At 54.2% G+C, this 20,562-nt stretch carries 19 protein-coding genes and 1 pseudogene; 13 read left to right on the top strand and 7 right to left on the bottom strand.

What is annotated here, in order from left to right; all coding sequences use genetic code 11:
• Positions 1–47 precede the first annotated feature (47 nt).
• The 4 genes from RA28_RS05775 (at position 48) to RA28_RS05760 (ending at position 5,615) form a co-directional block, all read left to right on the top strand.
• A complete protein-coding gene (locus RA28_RS05775; RefSeq protein ID WP_082029732.1) occupies positions 48–1,190 on the top strand; it encodes a zinc-binding dehydrogenase in 1,143 nt (380 codons plus the stop codon).
• A gap of 291 nt (positions 1,191–1,481) precedes the next feature.
• Complete coding sequence (locus tag RA28_RS05770) at positions 1,482–3,464, top strand: heparinase II/III domain-containing protein (protein WP_082029731.1); 1,983 nt, start codon at positions 1,482–1,484, stop codon at positions 3,462–3,464.
• Between the two features lie 537 nt (positions 3,465–4,001).
• Entirely contained in the window at positions 4,002–4,361 is a 360-nt protein-coding gene (locus RA28_RS05765; RefSeq protein ID WP_241481066.1) for a YciI family protein, read from the top strand.
• A 6-nt stretch (positions 4,362–4,367) separates the two neighbouring features.
• Positions 4,368–5,615: an RNA polymerase sigma factor gene (locus tag RA28_RS05760; protein ID WP_039524455.1), complete on the top strand. Its 1,248-nt coding sequence runs from the start codon at positions 4,368–4,370 to the stop codon at positions 5,613–5,615.
• A 69-nt stretch (positions 5,616–5,684) separates the two neighbouring features.
• On the opposite strand, the gene RA28_RS05755 is transcribed toward RA28_RS05760, so the two are convergent.
• Positions 5,685–6,392: an IS6 family transposase gene (locus RA28_RS05755; RefSeq protein ID WP_039524452.1), complete on the bottom strand. Its 708-nt coding sequence runs from the start codon at positions 6,390–6,392 to the stop codon at positions 5,685–5,687.
• 429 nt (positions 6,393–6,821) lie between these two features.
• Here RA28_RS05755 and RA28_RS05750 point away from each other — a divergent pair, with 429 nt between their 5' ends.
• From RA28_RS05750 to RA28_RS05725, 6 genes are all read left to right on the top strand, one after another.
• A complete protein-coding gene (locus RA28_RS05750) occupies positions 6,822–7,193 on the top strand; it encodes a hypothetical protein (RefSeq protein WP_039524450.1) in 372 nt (123 codons plus the stop codon).
• A gap of 213 nt (positions 7,194–7,406) precedes the next feature.
• The gene (locus tag RA28_RS05745) at positions 7,407–8,471 is read left to right on the top strand and encodes a DUF1611 domain-containing protein (protein WP_152612015.1); all 1,065 of its coding nucleotides are present in this window, start codon (positions 7,407–7,409) and stop codon (positions 8,469–8,471) included.
• Positions 8,468–9,997 carry an ABC transporter transmembrane domain-containing protein gene (locus RA28_RS05740; RefSeq protein ID WP_039524446.1) on the top strand — a complete coding sequence of 510 codons (1,530 nt, stop codon included), beginning with the start codon at positions 8,468–8,470 and terminating at the stop codon, positions 9,995–9,997. Before RA28_RS05745 ends, RA28_RS05740 begins: the two co-directional genes overlap by 4 nt.
• Position 9,998: 1 nt before the next feature.
• Positions 9,999–11,582 carry a sensor histidine kinase gene (locus tag RA28_RS05735; protein WP_039524445.1) on the top strand — a complete coding sequence of 528 codons (1,584 nt, stop codon included), beginning with the start codon at positions 9,999–10,001 and terminating at the stop codon, positions 11,580–11,582.
• Positions 11,583–11,681: 99 nt separating this feature from the next.
• Positions 11,682–12,353 carry a response regulator transcription factor gene (locus RA28_RS05730; RefSeq protein WP_039524443.1) on the top strand — a complete coding sequence of 224 codons (672 nt, stop codon included), beginning with the start codon at positions 11,682–11,684 and terminating at the stop codon, positions 12,351–12,353.
• Positions 12,354–12,629: 276 nt separating this feature from the next.
• Positions 12,630–13,154: a GNAT family N-acetyltransferase gene (locus RA28_RS05725; RefSeq protein WP_039524441.1), complete on the top strand. Its 525-nt coding sequence runs from the start codon at positions 12,630–12,632 to the stop codon at positions 13,152–13,154.
• Here RA28_RS05725 and RA28_RS05720 read toward each other — a convergent pair whose 3' ends face one another.
• From RA28_RS05720 to RA28_RS05700, 6 genes and pseudogenes are all read right to left on the bottom strand, one after another.
• Positions 13,155–13,646, bottom strand: coding sequence for a DUF6653 family protein (locus tag RA28_RS05720; protein ID WP_039525925.1), 492 nt, complete (start codon positions 13,644–13,646; stop codon positions 13,155–13,157).
• A gap of 76 nt (positions 13,647–13,722) precedes the next feature.
• Positions 13,723–13,878, bottom strand: a complete 156-nt coding sequence (locus RA28_RS22930; RefSeq protein ID WP_206539613.1) for a hypothetical protein — start codon at positions 13,876–13,878, stop codon at positions 13,723–13,725.
• A gap of 50 nt (positions 13,879–13,928) precedes the next feature.
• Positions 13,929–14,009 (bottom strand): annotated as a pseudogene (locus RA28_RS22975) (IS6 family transposase); the annotation flags it as partial.
• A gap of 81 nt (positions 14,010–14,090) precedes the next feature.
• Positions 14,091–15,938, bottom strand: a complete 1,848-nt coding sequence (locus RA28_RS05715; RefSeq protein ID WP_052261282.1) for a dihydroxy-acid dehydratase domain-containing protein — start codon at positions 15,936–15,938, stop codon at positions 14,091–14,093.
• 599 nt (positions 15,939–16,537) lie between these two features.
• Positions 16,538–17,530: an aldo/keto reductase gene (locus tag RA28_RS05705; RefSeq protein ID WP_039524438.1), complete on the bottom strand. Its 993-nt coding sequence runs from the start codon at positions 17,528–17,530 to the stop codon at positions 16,538–16,540.
• 228 nt (positions 17,531–17,758) lie between these two features.
• Positions 17,759–18,022, bottom strand: a complete 264-nt coding sequence (locus tag RA28_RS05700; protein WP_039524437.1) for a hypothetical protein — start codon at positions 18,020–18,022, stop codon at positions 17,759–17,761.
• Between the two features lie 675 nt (positions 18,023–18,697).
• Here RA28_RS05700 and RA28_RS05695 point away from each other — a divergent pair.
• From RA28_RS05695 to RA28_RS05685, 3 genes are all read left to right on the top strand, one after another.
• On the top strand, positions 18,698–19,132 hold the full coding sequence (locus tag RA28_RS05695; protein WP_152612014.1) for a YHS domain-containing (seleno)protein: 435 nt from the start codon (positions 18,698–18,700) through the stop codon (positions 19,130–19,132).
• 193 nt (positions 19,133–19,325) lie between these two features.
• Positions 19,326–20,084 (top strand): cytochrome c biogenesis CcdA family protein, encoded by a 759-nt coding sequence (locus RA28_RS05690; protein ID WP_342585415.1) that lies wholly within the window; start codon positions 19,326–19,328, stop codon positions 20,082–20,084.
• Between the two features lie 15 nt (positions 20,085–20,099).
• Entirely contained in the window at positions 20,100–20,498 is a 399-nt protein-coding gene (locus RA28_RS05685; protein WP_039524434.1) for a thioredoxin family protein, read from the top strand.
• Positions 20,499–20,562: the final 64 nt, after the last annotated feature.

Genomic DNA, 20,562 nt, shown 5'->3' with positions numbered 1-20,562 from the left:
CGAACCGAATTGCTCGATCAAAGAAACCTGATCTTTAGGAGCGCTAAGTGCGAGCTGCAGTCGTAAGAGAGTTTTGTGAAGACCTTTCGATTGAGACGGTCCCAGATCCAACCTGCCCAGACAATGGAGTGGTCCTGGAGGTCGCTGCCTGTGGCGTATGCCGCTCGGATTATCATGGATGGTCTGGCGCACACCCCAAAGTTCAAAATGGCTCCATCTTAGGGCACGAATATTGTGGAACTGTAGTAGAGGCAGGGCCTCAAGCGAAGCACAGTGTTGGTGAACGCCTTATAGCGCCGTTCATCTTGGGGTGCGGCAGCTGCAACGCTTGTCAAACAGGTGTATCAAACACTTGTGCTAACCAAATCGTTCCTGGGTTTGGAACGCCAGGTGCTTACGCAGAATACGTTGCCGTGCCTTTTGACCACAACTTGGTTCAATTGCCAGAAACGCTGTCTCCTGCCTTGGCGGCGGGGCTGGGGTGTCGTGTAACCACGGCTTGGCATGCTTTGACAGACCGCGCAGATGTCGCAGCTGGTGAATGGGTGGCTGTCCACGGAACAGGAGGGATTGGCTTGTCCGTTCTTCTATTGGCAAAAATGCTTGGATGCCGAGTTGTCGTAGTGGATGTGGTTGAAGAGAAACTTGAGCATGCAAAGCTCAATGGCGCGGACGCCACAGTAAATGCAAGCAAACAAGACGCCGCGGCAGCGATCCGGGATATTACCGATGGAGGAGCACAGGTTTCCATAGAAGCACTGGGCATCGAAACCACGACGAACGCATCCTTAGAATGTCTCGCCATCCTTGGTCGACACGTGCAAATTGGTATGCCGTCGGGCGACGGCCAGATGCAGGTGAACATGCGGGCAATCTATTCCAAACAACTCTCGTTTTTCGGCACTCGTGGTATGCCTTCATGGAAATACCCCCGCCTTCTGGGAATGATCGAACGTGGCGAAGTGGATATCCAGCCAATGGTCGCCAAAGAAATCCGATTGGAAGAAGCCAGCAATGAACTTCGCGCAATGAATGGACCGACTTCCCCAGGAACCTCTGTTATCACACGGTTTATTCCAGGATCAGCCCAAATGCCTGATGGGTTTTTGAACAGTCATTTTCTTCATCATGTGCGTCCCAATACAGGTGCATTTTTTCGCGCAAACTGGCCTTTCAGTGTAACGCAATGAACGCCTCCTTTGGGCTCGAAGCGGCCGTTCGTCGAGTTTGGTCGAATGTGAGCTCTGCGAACCTACCTGCCGTTCGCTTCGATCGACGGCGGCAACCCCGAGGGTGAATCCTGAGACGCGGATACCAGGACCGCAATATAATTTGGTTTAGAAATTAGACTCTGACGAAAGCCCAAATCGACGTTACCTTTGGGAATCGAAGGGCCTGAACGGTGCTATTCTCACCTTTGACAGGATGCCCTTCAAGTTGCAGGGTCAGTGCGTGGGCGTTTTAGCAACGGAAAGTTTGTCATGATCGCGGCTGTCTTGAGCGCTAGGATGCGTTTTGCCTGTCTTCTGCCAACATTACTCCTCCTTTGCTTTTGCGCATCGAACGCAGCGTCGCAGTCTTTTGTTCCCGAGGTCCTTCTCACCCAAGAGGTCGTCCAGCGGCTTAAGGCTCAGCGGCACACCGATGCTAAGTTTGATTTGAAGTACAAAGAGCTAATCGTTAAGGCGAATGCGCACCTCAGATCACCTACGATCGTCGATATACTCAAAAAAGAGCAAGGCGAGATACATCAGGCTTTCGCGGGTTTTGGCGAAAGGCCTGTTGAACGCCTGACGACACTGGCCATGGCGTGGCGTTTGACGGGTGACAAACGCTATGCCGAACGAACCCGGATGGAGCTACTACAACTTTCCAACTTGGACACCTGGCACCCTGAGAATTTTCTGGGTCTTAGCAGGGTCGCATTGGCTGTCTCCATTGCGTATAGCTGGATAAACGAGTCCCTCAGTCCCCAAGATCGTCAAGCCATTGAGATGGCATTGATCGAAAAGGCATTGAAGCAAGCCGACAAGATTTATGATCTGGACGGTTCATATTTTGATCACGGCTGGGTGGTGCCGCAACGTTGGGTCGATCCAACGTCAATTCCCGAAGTATTGCCTGATGGGACCGGAACAGCAGATATCACGTGGCCCGTCGCATCATTCAACTGGAATATTGTTTGCAATGCCGGAATGATCGTCGCAGCTTTGGTTGTTTCTGAAGCGGATCCCGACTTGGCCGGCCGCACAATCGAACGCGCTCAAAGCTCCATTCGCAATGGGGTTTCTGTGTTCGCGCCGGACGGCGCGTGGTCAGAAGGACCAATGTACGGTGCTTTGGCAACTCGAGACATGGCGATAACGATCGATGCCCTGCATTCTGTTCTTGGCCATGACTTTGAGCTTTCAAATTCGGTCGGATTGGAGAGCTTTGGGGAATTCATTGTCCATTCCACAGGACCGACGGGAATGCTCTTCAACTTTGGTGATAGCGATACAAATACTGACCTGGTCGCGCTTTCTTGGCTGGCGTCGTACTTTGACCGACCAGGTTACGACGCTCAGATTCTCGGAACTGGGCCGTCGTCCCATCCGGCTTTGGAATTGCTTTGGTGGAAACGCCCTGCACTTGAAGAAAAACGTGTTCGTCAAACCGCTTATTGGGCGGGTGGGCTTGGTATCGTGACAATGCGATCCGCGTGGGACGACCCAAATGCAACGTTCATAGGGCTTAAAGCCGGACCGCTCCGCAGTCACCATAACAATTTGGACGCCGGGACATTTGTCTTGGAGGCCAATGGCGTGCGATGGGCTGTGGACTTGGGGATCGGAAACTACCAGCTACCGGGATATTTCACCGATAAACGTTTTGACTACTATCGCACGGCTACGATCGGGCAGAACACCTTGACCTTTGGCGCGACAAATCAAGTTCCGACCGGTCGAGCGCAGATCAAGGAATTTGGCCAGTTTCCGGGGTTCATTTTCACCATCGCGGATCTTTCCGATGCGTACGAATATCCCAAAAACACGATTATGCGTGGAATCGCTTTGGTGGACGATACAACTGTGCTGGTTCAAGATGAATTCAAACGCAACATGAAAGGCCGGGTTGTCTGGACGATGCATACGGAAGCGGACGTTTCTATTAACGGCTCGCTTGCTACGCTCCGCCAAAACGGCCAAATGATGCGTGTGCGCCTGCTGTCTCCGAAGGCAGCAGAGTTCGTTCTGCGCTCGGCAAACCCATGCGAAACCGAATACAATTTAGACTGTAAGGACCAGAATCCGAATTCAGGCATCAAAAGGTTGATGGTAGGCGTGAACCCGGATGATATGACCGGTAAGCAAACCATTGCCATTGCCTTTGAGAGCAATGAGCAGTCACAGGATTTGACGGTTCTTCCACTACTGGAATGGAGCTTGGCAGCCAGCCTAAAGCAAGAGACCCAGGGACAATAGAACGCTCGTTTTTTGCCTAACAAGGGCTAGCCGGAGCTTAGAAAACACCTTTCTGGCTTCGCTTCCTTCGTTTAAAAAAAGTTGCGCCGAGCGATGTCGCCTTTGGGATCTTTGCGGACATCCGGCGAGGTTTCGTGATCGTCCTTTAAGCGGCCAAACAAGATCAACAACGTTCATCAGTTTTGCTGCGCTGCTGCCCGTCGAACCTGCCGTCAACTGCAGGCGAAAGACCATGAGTTAGTCGAACGCGCATTCTTTTGGACCAAAGCTCAACGTGGACGACGCACCAACCCGATCCGTACAGAGAAAGACTTTGCAGAACGGTGTGAAACGGAAGAACGCGCCTCCAAAGCGATATCGGAACGACTTAATATGACAAGACCGTTGTGCATTGAACCGTCCGGGTTGAGCCGAAGATGTTTTACGCTTCGTTGATTGCAAAATTTTTGCGAAAGTTCAGAGTGAATTGTAAAATTCGTCTGGCTTCGCGCGTCTATTGGTCAGAAAGCAATTGCAGCTTTCGATTGCCAAGAAAGGATGACCAACATGCAATTCATGCTTTTGATCTACAGCAAGGAGGGTTCTGGGCCACAGCCCGGGACGGACGAGTTTGGACCTTTTATCGGGGCCTATATGGGCTTCACTCAGAAAATGAAGGATGAAGGCAAGCTGATCTCTGGTGAGGGGTTGCAGCCCGTTGCAACAGCGACGACTCTTTCAATCCGGGACGGAAAAACTGAGACGGTGGATGGGCCATTTGCGGAGACCAAAGAGCAACTGGGTGGATACTATTTGCTCGATGTTGCTGACCTGGATGAAGCCCTGAAATGCGCTGCCGAGATCCCGACAGTCAGTTATGGCAGGATCGAGATACGCCCGATTGCGGTCTACGACTGATCCGCGATGCCGTCGCAGAGCCCGGAAGACGCCCAAATCACCCGCCTGATCCGCGAGGACTGGGGGCGACTGTTGTCAACGCTGACTGACTTCGGTGGGGATCTGGCTCTGGCTGAGGACTGCCTGCAGGATGCCGTCGTTGCGGCCCTGCAGGCTTGGCCAACTACAGGGCTGCCTGATGCGCCCGACGCTTGGTTGATCACAACGGCGCGGCGCAAAGCAATTGATCGGCTGCGCCGCGCTCGGACCCAGGCGGACAAGGCCGGCGCGGTGGCGCTTTGGCATTGGCAGCACGCTCCCGAGGCAGAAGAACTCCAGACCTTGCCAGACAAAAGGCTGGAGCTCATTTTCACCTGTTGTCATCCGGCGCTCGACGAAAAGTCGCGCGTTGCATTGACCTTGCGCTCGGTCGGAGGGCTGACAACCGCCGAAATCGCAGCGGCCTTCCTTGATAAGAAAGAAACCATGGGAATTCGGTTGACCCGTGCCAAGAAGAAGATCGCAGCAGCGGGTATTCGGTTTCGCTTGCCAGATCCAGAAGATCTACCAGACCGCGTAGATGGCGTTCTCAAGGTACTCTACCTCATCTTCAACGAAGGCCATCGCGGGAGTTCGGATCAGCTCATGCGTACTGATCTGGCCGAGGAAGCCATTCGCCTCGGGCGCATACTAACCACTTGTCTCCCGGATCATCTCGAAGCCAAAGGGTTACTTGCCTTAATGCTACTGACAGACGCCCGCCGCCTGACGCGCAAAGGGCCCGGTGGCGCATTCACACCGCTTGAGCAACAAGCGCGTGCGCGCTGGGACCGAGGCAAAATCCATCAGGGCAAAGCTTTGGTAGAACAGGTTCTCAAAGCCGGTCCGCCCGGAGTCTACGCATTACAGGCTGCAATCAGTGCGCTGCACGCGGAGGCGCCCGATTTCGCCAGCACCGACTGGACGCAGATCGTGGCGCTCTATGATCTATTGTGGAAGCTTCAGCCCAATCCAGTAGTGCTGGTCAACTGTGCGGTTGCTCAATCCTATGCGACAAACCCGTCCACCGCGTTAAAGCAATTGGAGGCAACCGGCGCAGGTCAGCACCTGCAGACCTATCAACCTTATCATGCCTGCCGCGCGGATCTTCTGGCACGGCAAGGCCGGTTGGAGGAGGCAATAATTGCCTATGACCGTGCCATCGCTCTCACCGAGGCCCCTGAAGAAGTTGCTTTCCTCAAGGCCCGCAAGGCCCTATGCGCCTTTGTTGAGTAGTTTCAGGTTCCAGCCCAATGCTGTCAGACAAATGCGAACTCGTCTCTGGTAAGCCAGCATGGCTGCCCTTTATCCCGCGCCAAGTTCGCGCCACTCGGCAAGAGCGGCGGTGCGTGTCAGCTTGAAGGTTCCCCGGCTGGTGAGCGATCGTTCCTGGTTGAAGTGATTGTAGACGGAGGAATGGACGGAAGCGAATTTCTGCAAACTTCGCATGCGCCTGAAACGTTGCATCGCGCGTTCGCGTCGTCGAAACGGCAGGTGCGAATTCTCCGCGCGGTTATTGAGCCACCTGCCCGTCTGTTGTTTTTCGAGCGCGCCAAGCTCTCTGAGGGCAGCCCGATACGACGCTAAGCGATCGGTGACGACGGTTTCCGCTTTGCCGTATCGCTTCATTAACTTCTTGAGGATTTTCAACGCTGCAGCCTTGTTTCGGCGTTTGGTAACAACCACTTCCAGCACTTCACCTTCGTGATCGACCGCACGCCATAGATAGTGGCGTTTGCCATTCACCTTTACAAAAACCTCGTCCACGTGCCAATTCCAATTCGAGATTGCGCGCAGCTGCTGAACACGCTTTCGTCGGATCTCAGCGGCAAACACCGGCCCGAACCTATTCCACCAATATCGGACAGTTTCGTGGCTCACATTGATGCCTCGCTCGTGCAACAGATCTTCGACATTCCGAAGCGAGAGCGGGAAACGGATGTACAACATCACCGTAAGACGGATGATTTCGGGACTGGTTTTGAAGTACTTGAAGGTGGCAGGTTTGGTCATTCCTAAATGCTATGCAACCGCCCCGCCCCGCTCAAGAAAAGTTCTTCTGACAAGACCAAAGCGGACATTTGTGCGAAAAATCACGCTTTATTGGTATCGCAACACAAAAATTGCGAACAAACCTGTTCGGAAACAGCTCGAGCTAGACGGCGCTCACCCACTCAATGCAGTCGGTTGTCGACACATGACTTCGCTCCAAACGTCAACTGGCAAAAGTTCTAGAGGTTGTCATCTGACGTTCATCCGCAAAATAATAGCGCTTCATCTGAGCGCGCTACCCTGTTCTACTAGAAAAGAAACGCGTTGGCTCTTGAAGAACAATCGTCGGTTAAAAGGATATCTTGTTTGTTGGATCGACGCGAGGCGGCGAGGTGCAGAAAAAGGACATTCCGCCATAGGTTCAGTTCTTTCATTTTAGCCATTACCCTGATGGTCAGCATTGGTCTATCGGACATCGCCACCGCACAGACAGCTAGCTTTCGCTCTGTCGATACAAACTCTGACGGCATTCTTAGTTTCAATGAACTTGTGGCTGCCTTCGGGGAAGCAGGTGCGCGCAGGTTGATTGAGGATATCGATCGAAATGGTGACAGCCGCATTTCTATCAGGGAATTACGGCAAAGCTCGGACAGTAAGAATGAAGATCGAGACGGGCGCGAAGATCGGGGAAGTCGGAACGGAGGGGAGCGAGACGACGACAATGGCAGCTCTGGCGGAAAGGGTGGCGGGGACGACCGTGATGATGACGGTGGAGATGAAAACGGGGACGACGATGGGGATGATGACGGAGATGACGACTGATCGTCGGCCACCCGACGTTGGGTGCCAAGCTCAATCCCTGTATCTCTGCCAGCTCAGAATTTTGTGGCCGCTACGAATCTAAGCTCCCCGCCCAGACAACGCGTTCATCTGCTGTTCATTCAATCGAACCACGCCCCTTCATGCACCTTTGCAAACTTTCTCACACGGTGCTGCCAAGATGAAACCATGGACACGTCAGCCACGGAGCAAAGCATGACACAGTTTTCCCCAATCCCCCTAAGTGCTTGCGAAATCGCAAAATGGGCATTTACAACCCGCCGCGTTATTCGGTCGGATGTTCACGGCCTCAACACTCAGACGAGCAGTGCAAAAGCAGGCGATCTGATCCTCTGCGAGATCGTCGAGATCGGGCACCACAAGAGAATACAGCTCGCCGAGCGGCGAGTTTCGACCAGCTACCCAGGCGATTTTGTGGTACTGTGTCTGGGTGATCGCTATGCGCCGGATCAATTCCTTGCCAGTGCTGTTGTCGACGATGATCTCATTGACCTGGTTGCGGGTGGTGGTGTAGCGGGCCGGGTGGATGCCGCGCATATCCGAATGGAAGAACCAACGCGGCTGAAGCCCCTCGGGCTTCTGACCAACGCCAATGATCAAGTGATCAATATCGCGGATTACGCCCTGCCACAATTGTCTGCCAATGACCGGGTAACCGTAATCGGCGTATTTGGGGCATCGATGAACTCCGGCAAGACAACCGCTGCTTCAAGCCTTGGCCATGGCTTGATGCGCGCGGGGTATTCTGTGGCAGGTGTAAAAGCCACAGGCACCGGCGCCTTCGGCGATTTCAACAGTTTTGAGGATGCAGGCGCGGTTGCGCTTGATTTTACGGATGTAGGAATGGCGACAACCTATCGCATGTCTTTGGAGAAGATCGAAACGGGCTTTGACACGCTTATAGCTACAGCCGCATTGCGAGGGGCCGAAGTGGTGGTTGTAGAAATCGCAGACGGCGTGTTCCAACAGGAAACGCGCGCAATCCTTAAATCCTCTCACATTCGGGATCGTCTGGATGGCATCCTGTTTGCAGTGCCAGACGCGCTGAGCGCATTGGGCGGCATTACTGTGTTGAGACGAGTTGGGCTAAGCCCATTTGCGATTTCCGGGCGGGTAAGTTGCTCACCCCTCGCTTCAGCTGAAGCGTTTGAAGCCACCGGGTGCCCAATCCTGTCGCGTGAAGATCTTTGGTCGCCTGCAATGATCGCACAACATGTTGCCCCTCTGATGCGGCATGAACCAGAGAACGTGGCCGCATGACCCCCCTACCCAGGTTGGTCGCACGGGACCGCATCATCGATGCGGTCCTCGTGGTATCAAGCAGCGTCGTTCAGGCGATTGCACTAGCCTTTGCTGCTTTCGCGACACGGGAAGCGTTTGGGGCGATACACGCGGGACATGCGCTTGCCATAAAGACTGTAATGCAATTGGCCATCTCCGGAGTGGTCGGCGCCGCGTGTTTGTTTCTGTCCCGATATCGCGCAGAAGCTCTTGGCCAAAGCTATGCGATCTCTTTGCGGCGCGTGTTGTATCAGCAAATCGCGCAACTTCCCAAATCACGTCATGAGAAGCGCCGGGTTGGTGCGCTATCTCTCAGGTTTGTCGGTGATTTGTCAGCTGCCCGGATTTGGTTTGGGCGCGGTTTACCAAGCGTCTATTCTGCGGCAGTTGTGATCCCGGGCGCGGCATTCATCCTTTATAGTCTCGATCCCGCGCTTGCGGTCAGTGGCGTGGTAGCTCTTGGTTTGTCGCTGCTGCTGGCAGCTGCGTTGGCCCGGCATCTTGAGCATAGGCACCAAAGACTGCGCCAGCGCCGGGCCAACATTGCGATCTCCATTATCGAGCGGATTCCGATTGCCCCCGAACTCGATCTGATGGGTCGGACAGACCGCGAGTTGCAAAAGCTGGACACGCAAGGTGTGTCACTGCGCAATGATGCGCTTGCGCGCCGTGGCAATGTGGCCGGCCTTCAAGTAATCCTGCAATTGGGTGTGGCGTTCGCGGGTCTGTTGATGCTTTGGCGGGCCGGCGAAACAGGCATCGCACCTGCAACCGTGGCAGCTTGTCTTGCAGTGATGGCGTTGATCGCTCTGCCTCTACAACAACTCGCCAGCGCATGGGATTATTACTGCGCCTGGCAAGTCGCGCGTGAGAAAGCTCAACGGCTTCTTTCAGAGCCAACGGTAAAAAGAAGAATCGCAAAACAGACCAATATCATGGGTATTGACGTCACCGGAGAGCTTGACGGAACGCCTGTTAGATTTGTTGCTCGACCGAACAGCGTCTCGGAGCTGAGGGGGCCAAATGCCAGCAGGCTCGCGCGATGTGTCGCGGGATATGACACTCATGAGGGCATCGCAGTTCGCTATGATGATCAGCAAGTCACACCAAAACTCGCTTTTATTGGAGACACTCATATCGGGCTTCAGGGCAGTTTGCGCCGATCCGCGACTTTGATGTGCAGGAAACGCCCCAGTGACCGCAGGATCGCGAAGGTACTGCGGCATTTGGGTCTATCCGACCTGCTTAGGGCCCCCGAAGGGCTCGACCAGCGCGTCGCGGAAAACGGTCACGGGTTGGCAACTGATCAGACTTTGCGTCTGGATCTTGCCCGCGCCGTACTGGGCAACGCCGAAGTTGTCGTGATTGCATCGATCAGATGGATTGCCTGTCAACATCAGGTGGCTGAACTGCTTGCGACGTTTCGAAAACTTTCCTCGGCCACGATCATATTGGCCGACGACTCCGCCCCGTCTAAATTGCATGAGAATTCAAAGGTCATTTGATATGCGCTCATCCACCCTGTTCGGAATATACGCCGCTGTTCTTGTCGGGTTTCTGGGCGGGCTTGCGTGGTTGACCCTTTACAGTCTGGAAAAAACCCGCTGGTGGGATGCCCGGATATTGTTGGCCCAGGAGTCCTATGGGCTCCATCTCCGGCTAGAAGCAGACCTTTATCGTCTGTTCAAACAGCATGGGGACGCGCTTCTGATAGGGGATCGGGATGACGGCGCCCGGGAAGCGGAACTACAGGTCAAAATCGCGCAAACTCTTGAAGACATTCGCAATGTCATTGCGCGTGAAATCCAAATGGTTGGTGATGAGGAAATCGAAGAACTGGAACTGCTCGATCAGATTGAAGACGATATCGAATCCGTTAACGCAGCCATTGCCAGCCTCACAGCAGAAGGCAGCCCTATTGAAACATTCGTTCGCATCGAACGTCTGGCAGCCCTTCTGGACGGAGATATCGACGACGAACTGGACCGAAAAATCAAGTCCGCGCTCGACGAGGAAATCGAGGAAGTTAAAGACGTTCTGACCGAGGCCACAGCTTTCCGGGAATGGAACAAGCGATTGGTCTACATGATTGTCGCGGCTGCAATCGGAGTGCTTCTGGTGGCCCTTGTTTCGTTTAATCACCAGATCAGAAAGCCATTGATCCGACTTGCTGAAGCCATTGGCCACCTTCGTAGGGCCGATTATTCCGAGCCTGTGAATCTAGGTGGCAGCCGTGAGTTCAGGGAGCTTGGCGTGGTTCTGAACGGCATGGCCGAAGGATTGGCTGCGAGCGAAGCCAGCCGCGCGGAACAAAACAGACAGCTCGAGCAAACTGTCGCGGCAAGAACGTCCGAGCTTCAGCAGCTCATCGATAAACTCGAGACCGGGGAAGAGAACCGAAAGCAATTGATGGCCGACATCAGTCACGAATTGCGCACACCGTTGGCGATCATACTTGGAGAGGCCGATGTAACATTAAGGACATCCGACAAACTGTCAGAAGAGGTCTCGGATTCCCTCGCTCGTATCCGGGATTCTGCAAAACACACCAATCAGATTGTCGACGATATGCTGACCGTTGCCCGTTTCGAGGCGGGCCAGCTTCGCCTTGATCGCAGGAAGATCGACCTGCGAAAAATATTGTACGACGCGGTCGCCATGTTCCCTGAACCGGTACAGGTCGAAACACCCGCGGACAAAGTTCACGCCTCGGTTGACGAAGTCCGTCTGCGCCAGTCATTGCTTGCGCTGCTGCAGAACGCCCGACGCTATGGCGGCCCTGCGATTGAGGCCAAGCTGGATGAAGGCCTAGCCTCTTACTCGATTACGATCGAAGATGACGGGCCAGGGTTGAACGCCGCAGAAAAGTCCCAGGCATTCAATCGTTTCTACCGAGGTTCGAACGCGTCGGGCCAGGGGATCGAGGGCAGTGGTCTTGGCCTTCCTGTCGTTAAGTCAATCGTTGAAGCCCATGGTGGAACCGTTGATCTGCAAGACCGTCGAGAGGGCGGTTTAAAAGTTGTCTTAACACTGCCCAAAGGCCCACGGATGAAAGTTGTGCAACATGATACGTGGCGAGAGACGGGCTGATGTTGTTTTGTATATCTGAATTTCTGTTTCCAGAACCGAAGCGGCCATACTCCTTTTGGCGTTGTGATGGAAAGAAGCACCAAGTGAATTGAGGGTGGCATGAATATTCTACTTGTGGAAGACGAGGTACGCGTTGCCGATTTCATCCGTCGTGGTTTGTCCGCAGAAGGCTGGACGGTCGATCATGCCTCAAGCGGGGAAGATGCGCTGGAGCACGCGGTTACCGGAGAATACGATGTCATCCTTTTGGATCTGATGCTGCCGGGAATTCAAGGGCAGGATGTCTGCCGCAAACTGCGTGCCCGTAAATCGAAAATCCCCATCCTGATGCTGACCGCGCTTGACAGCCCCGAAGAACGGATAGAGGGGCTTAAAATCGGTGCTGACGACTATCTACCGAAACCCTTTGATTTCGAAGAACTTATCGCGCGCGTTGAGGCCCTGTACCGGCGTGCCAACAATTATGCCAACGATCTTGGGGAGTCCGTCATAACATGTGGAACCCTAAGCTTCGACCGGCGCTCCCTTCACGTATCCGTAGCTGGCGAAGAGGTGCAACTGTCCAAAAAAGAACGCGATCTTCTTCTGCTATTTCTGACTAATGTGGGCAGGGTTCTGTCCCGAGAGCGCATCCTCAACTCCGTATGGGGCATGAGCGAAGATCCATTAACCAACGTCGTCGACGTTTACGTTGGCCGCCTAAGGCGCAAAATCGGATCCGAAGGTCAGCGGATCGTAACCCTCAGAAATGTTGGGTATAGGATGAGTTGACTAGCACACTGAGAACTCTGTCTAAAGGTCTAGATGGCCTCTGCGAATTCGGAATTTTAGAAAATAGTCATTCCGGCCCTAATCGGACATTCAGCAGAGTGCTTTGCAATCCCCTGGCAGTTTGAGAAAGGACTAGCTCAGTTTTAAAGCCCCTTACGAGGAGCGTCATGCCGCGCGTGTTAAAACCTGGAACGCCCGCTTCCGAGTTTGACTGACACACATCAGCCGTGTTGGGTCTCGAGCTTACGAACAACGATGGCTGGTGCCTTCGACTGAATGAATGAACTTATCGAAGTGATCGCTATGATTGAAACTGAACGCCTGTTCCTTCGCAAACCGCAATCTGATGACCTAGCTGGCTGGACCACCTTCTTTACCTTAGAACGCGCTCGGTTCGTCGGTGGCGGCAAAGGCAAGACCGATCTTGCCTGGCGTGTCTATGCAGTTTTTCTTGGGCATTGGGCGCTTCACCAAACGGGGCCCTTTGTGATCTGCCGCAAAGACTCTCAAAAAGCTATTGGTATGGCTGGTCCGTGGTATCCAAACGGATGGCCCGAGAAAGAGCTCACATGGTCTATTTGGTCGACTGAAGACGAGGGCCAAGGTTTTGCTGCTGAGGCTGTGACCGCGCTTGGAACTCATGCTTATAAAGACCTGAAATGGTCGCGGGCTGTAAGCTATATTGACCCGGACAACACAGCATCAATTCGACTGGCTGAGCGGATCGGATGCGTGTTGGATGCGAGTGCCCCGACGCCTGATGACGATCCAACACTGGTCTATGTTCACCCAAAGGATTAGCTAACGCGTCCTGTCAAACCCACCCGTATCCTCGAAAAGCCAGACCATTCGGTCCAGGAACCAGAGCTTACCGCCCATCACTGCAATGAGGCCAGCAACAACTGGCCATGGCTCCAAGACCGAAAGACCCCATGTGAGTGTGAGCAGACCAAGGCCACTAGCAGCTGCAAGAATATGGGGCATCCGCCTGTGACGTTTTGGGATAGGGTCGGTTTTGCGGGCGATCCATATGCGTTCGCCCAGCACACCCTTGGACATCCAATTTTCGAGATTTTTCGGTTTGGGGAATGCGCGCGGATTCCACCATGTCCAAAAACAAACCAGCGCCAGAGGTAAAAGGGACCACCACCCAAGCCAAGCGCGGCTCCAGATGGCAACAACAAAGAGCGGAGGGATCGTGATGCGGCTCCATCCGCTCCAAGGATTTGCATGACGCTCCCACACCTCATCCGACATGGACATAAGGCGCTCAGAAAAAGTGTTCCGGGTCATGTTCATACCTCGAAAAGCGAATGAGCGATGGCGGCAATGATTTCGCGTTCACCGCCAACGCGTCCATCGCTTGCGACTATGCAACAAGCTTGGCCTGACGCGAAGGCTGATCGCGTACCAACGTCTCAGCCTCGGACAGAATACCGTTTCCAATCCGTTGAGCACCTTTTGCGGCTGAATAGAAGTAACCCTGGAACTCGGGCCTAAAGCCGTTGAACCAAAGCCCCGGCAAGCCCGGAACATGTTCACCCGTCGGATACTTGGGAATACCGACCTCGTTCAGAAACGAATGTACAGCATCACCGCAAGGCGGATGATCTCGGGGCTGGTTTTGAAGTACTTGAAAGAGGCAGGGTTGGTCATGGGCAAAAGCTACGCAACAACCCTGCCCCGATCAACCAAAGGCCTTCTGACAAAACCCGCTAAAGGCCACTTGCCGCAACGTTATTTTCTCCAACGATTTGTGGGAGAAAATCCGGAGCGTACCGGTTCTCTGGGTGCGTTGAGCCACAACTCACGGCCTGAGTGTATACCCCCGCCTTGTACTGCAGGCACTGCGGACTTTCTCATACGATGCAGAAGACGGGTGTCGGCAACCCCACAATGTGGATGAACGCCTCCGTTTTCGGCTACTTCTGCTTCCCACCGCGCGCGGCGTTCGGCGACAGTGTCCGCATCTTCCAGCACCGGCGCGTTCAGTTCGTTCTCATTCAGGTCGGCAATGATCTCGTCGCCATCGTTGATCAAAGCTATTGGCCCTCCCAGTGCCGCCTCCGGCCCAACATGGCCGATAACCAGCCCTACTGATCCGCCCGAGAAGCGCGCGTCCGTCATAAGGGCCACGGTGATCCCTCGCTCGCGACACAGAGTTGTGATCCTCGCTGTAGCATCCAGCATCTCCGGCATGCCAGGTGCACCCGAAGGCCCCTCGTATCGGACAATGATCATGTCATTGTCTTCGAAACCCATTGGGTTGGTATCGAGCATCTCGAGCAGGCGGGCCTCGCCTTCGAAGACTCGCGCCTTACCTTTGAATATGTTGTTCTCGAGGCCTCGCTCCACGCCGGCCAGCTTCAGGATGGCGCCGAATTCGGGCGACAGGTTTCCACCTAGCAGGCGCAGCCCTCCGGTTTCCTTGAACGGGGCCGAAACGGGATAGATAACTTTTCCATCCGGCACTACGGCGCCCAATCGGTCGACCTGTTCAGCCAAGCTTTCACCTGTACAAGTTGGCGCATCGCCGTTGACCATACCTGCGTCTATCAATTCCTTCACAATCACCTGCACACCTCCAACCCTGTCTATGTCCACCATAGAATAGAGGCCATAGGGGCGCGCGTCGGTCAGAACCGGGACGATTTTTTGCGACCATTCATTGAATTCTTCCGGGGTTACAATGTCCTTCCAGAAGTTCGCATAACCTGCTGCGCGTGCTATTTCGGGGGCGTGCAGAACAACATTGGTTGAGCCACCGATAGCCATCGCGACAGTCAGCGCGTTGCGCAACGAGTCGCGACCGACGATGTCCCTCGGCCGTGTGTCATTTTCGATCAGATTTGCAAGGTAGCCCACCAATTGCGATGGAAACTCTTCCATACGGCGAGGATCGTCCGACGGCGGCGCCACCATGTGTAAAGGTTGCATGCCCAGGACGCCGATGAAGGTTTGCATGGTATTGTAGGTAAAGATTCCTCCACATGATCCGATCCCTGGGCAGGCAATGCAGGCAATACGCTTGCGGTAAGCGGCGTCCTCACTTCCGGCGACCTGGTAAGCTGCTATAATATCAAGCATTTCACCAGTTTCAGGGTCTCTAGAGGGATGAATGGAACCGTCTGACATCATGATGGCGGGCTGGTTGTGCTCGAGCAATGCCGCCAAGGTTCCAACCGGTGGTTTGTCACATGCTACTACAGCGATTGTTCCACCCAGCCCAGATGCGGAGAGGTGCAAGGAAAACACATCATTGGTCACTTCGCGTCCAATGAGAGAATAGCGCATCTCGCGGGTTCCATTGCGAATGCCGTCGGACGTTGCGATGGAGTACTCTGGCTGGACTAAGCGCATAGCGATCTTGCCGGCATCTTTGCCAATCTGGTCTCGCAGTGCCGCGTGAATCGCCTCTACCTTCGGCTGCACTCCAAGATAGCACTGGCTGTCGCCCTTCGTCCCCACGACGCCAATAGAGGGCGCGTGGATCAATTCCTCATCCGTGCCAAGTTCACGCGCGATCCCGTAAGCTTGGGAATTGCGCCCAGGATGTTTATCAATCAATACAGGGTTCTTGGCCACGGGTTTCCTCCGAAATTTACGCGAGAGCTCTTTCTACTGATGTCGGCCAGTCAGGTCGCCGTTCAGGCAACTCCCGATGCACAAGCAAGCATAAAAGTTCGTTTTTACTGAAACGTATACAAGTTGTTTCGTCAACGAAACACGCTTTGTTGAAACAACTTCGCCCGGGACGCAGAGTTGAGATTTTGAGGAACAAATTATTAATACGGTTTAAACACTGAACGTCGCGCGGTACTTGCTGCGCTACTACTGAGACGAGTCTGCGAGAAAGTCGAGGTAAGTAGTCGAACAGAGCTTCAACGCCTCATTGACGGCTTCTCCACCTACCAGTGACGGCCCAGAGCCGACATCCAACGCCGTGGCAGTTCACCTCAAATTTGGCGGCCCTGGGAGGGTTGGGTCGCGATTGGCCGTAGAGGTTTAGCCGTTACTGAGCGGAAGGACGCCCGCGTCTTGAGCAACCTGAACCTCGTCTTGATCTGGAGTGCCATCGCCGTTCGTGTCCGTGACGATAACGCAACGTCGCAATTTAAGCGATCGCATTTCCTCGAGGATCGCCAGTTCGCATTCGGACAGACCGGTTTCAAAATCCCTTAGCTTCAGCAATACCGCTCTGGACCTTCCCACTGAGAAGCACTGTAGCGGTCACCATGGGCCCATCCAACCGGAAGAACTCTTTCGATCTGCGCGAGGTCTTCGGGCGACAAGTCAATCTCAGTACCGCGGATCAGTTCGGCAAGGTGCGCCGTGTTCTTTGTACCCGGTATGGGCACCACGTTTTCCCCTTGCGCAATGCCCCATGCAATCGCGAGAGAGGCCGCCGGATAGCCCATTTCAGCGGCAAGCGCCCGAAACTTGTCGGTCGCAAGGATATTGGCTGAGTAATTGGGCTCGACAAACCGGGGGTTGCCTTTTGTGAAGGCCATTTGCTGGGCACGCTCATAGGTGAATGGTGCATCTGTCAGGAACGCACGACCGACCGGCGAAAATGCGACAAACGTAGTTTCGAGTTCAGTGCAGGCTTGCAGCAACCCCAGTTCCGGGGCACGTGTCGACAGCGAATACTCGGACTGCACCGCCGCAATGGGGCACTCAGACCACGCGCGACGCAGCGTTGCGGGCGCGATCTCAGACAGGCCGACGGCCCTTGCCTTGCCGCTCTCGATCAAACGCTTCAAAGTTCCCGCGACGTCTTCGGGGCTATGCGAGCGATCGTATCGGTGAACGTAAAACAAATCGACATGGTCAACACCAAGCCGCTGCAGGCTGGCATCCAGCGCACTTTCCAGATGCTCGGGATCGTTGTTGAAGCGGCGATCCGGATTGCGGCTTATACCGGCCTTGGTGGCCAGAATAAACTCGGACCTCGCGCCGGGATTGTCTGCAAACCACTTTCCAATGATGTCCTCTGAACGACCGTTTCCGTAGACGTTGGCCGTGTCGATATGCGTCACACCAGCAGAGCGGCATTCGTTCAGAACCGCGTGGGATTCCTCTACTGTCGCGTCACCATAAATGCCGGAGAAAGACATCGCACCGATCCCGAACTGCGAAACCTCCGGGCCATTGGCCCCCAAACGCGTTATTCTCAATTGCCATTCCCCCGCGATAGGTGTTCGAATTGCCTTTAATATAGAATGCACGCCTGTATTTCTATTCTAGGTGGATCTGCGGTCCCGGCGCACTGACGACAACATCAGAATCCCGCAGGGTCTAAAAGTTCGGGTTACAGCAACTTGGGCTGGACACAATCAATAACCAACATTGAAGTTGACTAACCCTTACACCGCCGCGACGCCGCTCTTTCGAAGTCATGCGCGTCAAGTTCCTTCGACTTCCGCTTGAATGATTTGCCATTCTTCTTCTATCGATCCGGGATATCGCGTCTTGCCTGCACGTCCATACCAATACTCGGCGTTGGCGGCATCGCCCTCAATCCGATGAACCAAGGCATGCACCCAGTCGAACCGCGCATCTCCTTCATGTTTTTGACTAATCCGGTGCGCCTCTTCCATTTCTGCGCCGGGTCGGAAATTTCCGGCTTTGATCAGCTCGAGTGCCTCAAACAGTAGCGCGTCGGACATGGGCCATTCCTTGGTCTTTGGGATGCAAAAATCGTTTAAGGACGGGTTAAGAGTATTATTTGAGCAACCGATGACAATATTTCAACCACTTTGCTCCTTCGGTCCCCAACCAGACTCACTACAAATCTTCGAGGCAGCGCGACATCCGGTCATGGCGCGTCAAGCTGCTGATCGGCAGCAGTACAACCGACGCAGACACGTGGTCGGAGAGGTACCTGCCAAAATAGCCGGAGTTATAAATCCGCTGGACTACGGGCAGCTTGGATCAGCTCTAGTTTACATGTCAGTATCGTTCGAATTCATCCGTTCACGCCCATCGCTGAGTTGGCGAAACTGAGCTCGAAGCCTCGATCCGGTTCTCTGTATCTTTTGTCGGAAAGGACCCAGCCATTCACTGACGTTACCTGCTGGTGTTACCGGGAAAAAGTATGCAACAGAACGTATCACGGGCTTGATACAAGTTTTGTCTTCTATTCAGGATCGAAAACGAGGCCCCTTGTGTCCGCGCGCCGCGTGCTCAATTTGAAGTGCTTAGCGTGCTGCGCCTCACGGTCCAGCCACGAAACCGTCAAACCGATCAAATCTACTTCGCCTAAGTGTCATTGGTGCATCAGTTACGTGGCGTTACGTTCTTGTTTCTACATGCCCGCTTTGGCATTGAAAATGGAGGCACCAATGAAGGCAAAACTGATTGCAACACTGGCTACCGCATTAACTTTTGCGCTGGCTTCACTGCCGGTTCAAGCCGGCAACCAACTCGCTGTTGCGATAGGTGGTTTTGATACAGTTTCGTATCACAATGACGGCCCGGTCGCCGGTGAGGCGCGAATAAATCATTTCTGGAACGGCGCAATTTGGTACTTCGCAACGGAGGAGAACCGGGATGCGTTTGCGTCCGACCCCGAGCGTTATGCGCCCGCCTATGATGGCTACTGCTCCTGGGCGGCCAGCCAAGGCTATAAGGCACCGGGTGATCCGAACGTTTGGCAGGTTGTAGATGGTACGCTGTTCATTCAGGTTCATCCCAGAGCACAGGAACTGTGGCAGGCAGACATCCCAACTCACATCGCCGCCGGAGACGAAAACTGGCCTCGCATTCATCCGTTTTGATGCGGAGGCGGGCGGCTCGTTTGAACTGCCCGCCAAATGAACGTATTTCGTTCTGGAACCTCATAAAATCTGTCGCCTGAACCCAGTTTCCGGATCGGAGCCGAGTACAGGCCGAATGGGTGCTGGAGATAGGTTCTCAAACAAGTGAATGTGAAGGCCTGTTGCGCCACGCTATTCGCAATACGCTCTTGTTATGGACTATAATAAACCATCCTTGCAGTACCGGGCCACGTCCACAATGGAATTCGTTTTTGCATATCTTGCCGGGCTTCTGACGTTGATCAATCCATGCGTCTTGCCGGTTCTTCCCATCGTCCTTGTGGGCGCATTGAATGCAAACAAGGCGGGACCAATCGCGCTTGCGGCTGGAATGAGCATTTCATTCGTAGTTTTCGGTGTTTTCGTTACGGCGTTCGGCGCCAGTATCGGCCTAACACACGATCTTCTGGCTCAAATTGGCGCCGTTCTGATGATAGTTTTCGGGCTGATCTTGCTGGTGCCGGTGTTTTCAAGGCGGTTTGAGATGGCAACAGCAGGTTTCGCCGCTGGTGCAGATGCACATTTCAATGATCTTGAGGTGGGCACGTTACGCGGCCAATTCCTTGGTGGTTTGCTGCTTGGGACTGTCTGGTCACCATGTATTGGACCGACCCTTGGCGGTGCAATCGCAATCGCATCACAAGGTGAAGATCTCGGCTACGTCACACTGATCATGTGCGCGTTTGCGCTGGGTGTCTCAACCCTGATCATCGGTCTGGGTTTAGGTGCCCGCGACGCAATTCAGAAGCGCGCCCAGGCGCTACGCGGTCTGGCGATGCGCTCCAAGCCCATCATCGGCGCAACCTTTTTTGTGGTTGGAGCCATGCTGCTTTTTCAAGTCCATCATACCATCGAGGGCTGGTTGCTGGAAATCATGCCTGTCTGGCTGCAGGATCTCTCAGTCTCGCTTTAGCAAAGGAATATTAGGATGAAACGACGTTCGATTATCTTACTTGGCATTGCAGCTGCGCTTGCTCCGATGCGAGCCCTGGCCAACTTATTCGTCGAGTATACTCCGGGTGTTATCGAGAATGCTCTCGCGGACGGAAGGACAGTTTTCGTTGACTACTCCGCGACATGGTGCAGCACATGCAGGCGCCAAGAACGTGTGATCAATGTCATCCGCGCAGAAAACCCGGCCTACGACGCGGCGATGACCTTCGTCAAAGTAGATTGGGATACTTACAAAAGCCACGAAGTAACTGTTTCGCGTAGTATTCCAAGACGTTCGACACTGATCGTTCTAAGAGGCAAACAAGAGCTCGGTCGGATTATTGCCGGTACTTCCGAGGCGCAGATCAAAGACCTGATGAATAAGGGGCTGTGAACTTGCGAACACTTGGAGCGGCTTAAAAAGCAGGTGGCGGACCAAAACGGACTCTCAGCGTAGG

Origin of the sequence: Ruegeria sp. ANG-S4, assembly GCF_000814005.1 — a bacterium.
In the GTDB taxonomy this organism is placed as follows: Bacteria; Pseudomonadota; Alphaproteobacteria; order Rhodobacterales; family Rhodobacteraceae; genus Ruegeria.
The sequence above is the reverse complement of the archived record's forward strand: the minus strand, read 5'-3'. Positions and strand labels throughout refer to the sequence as shown.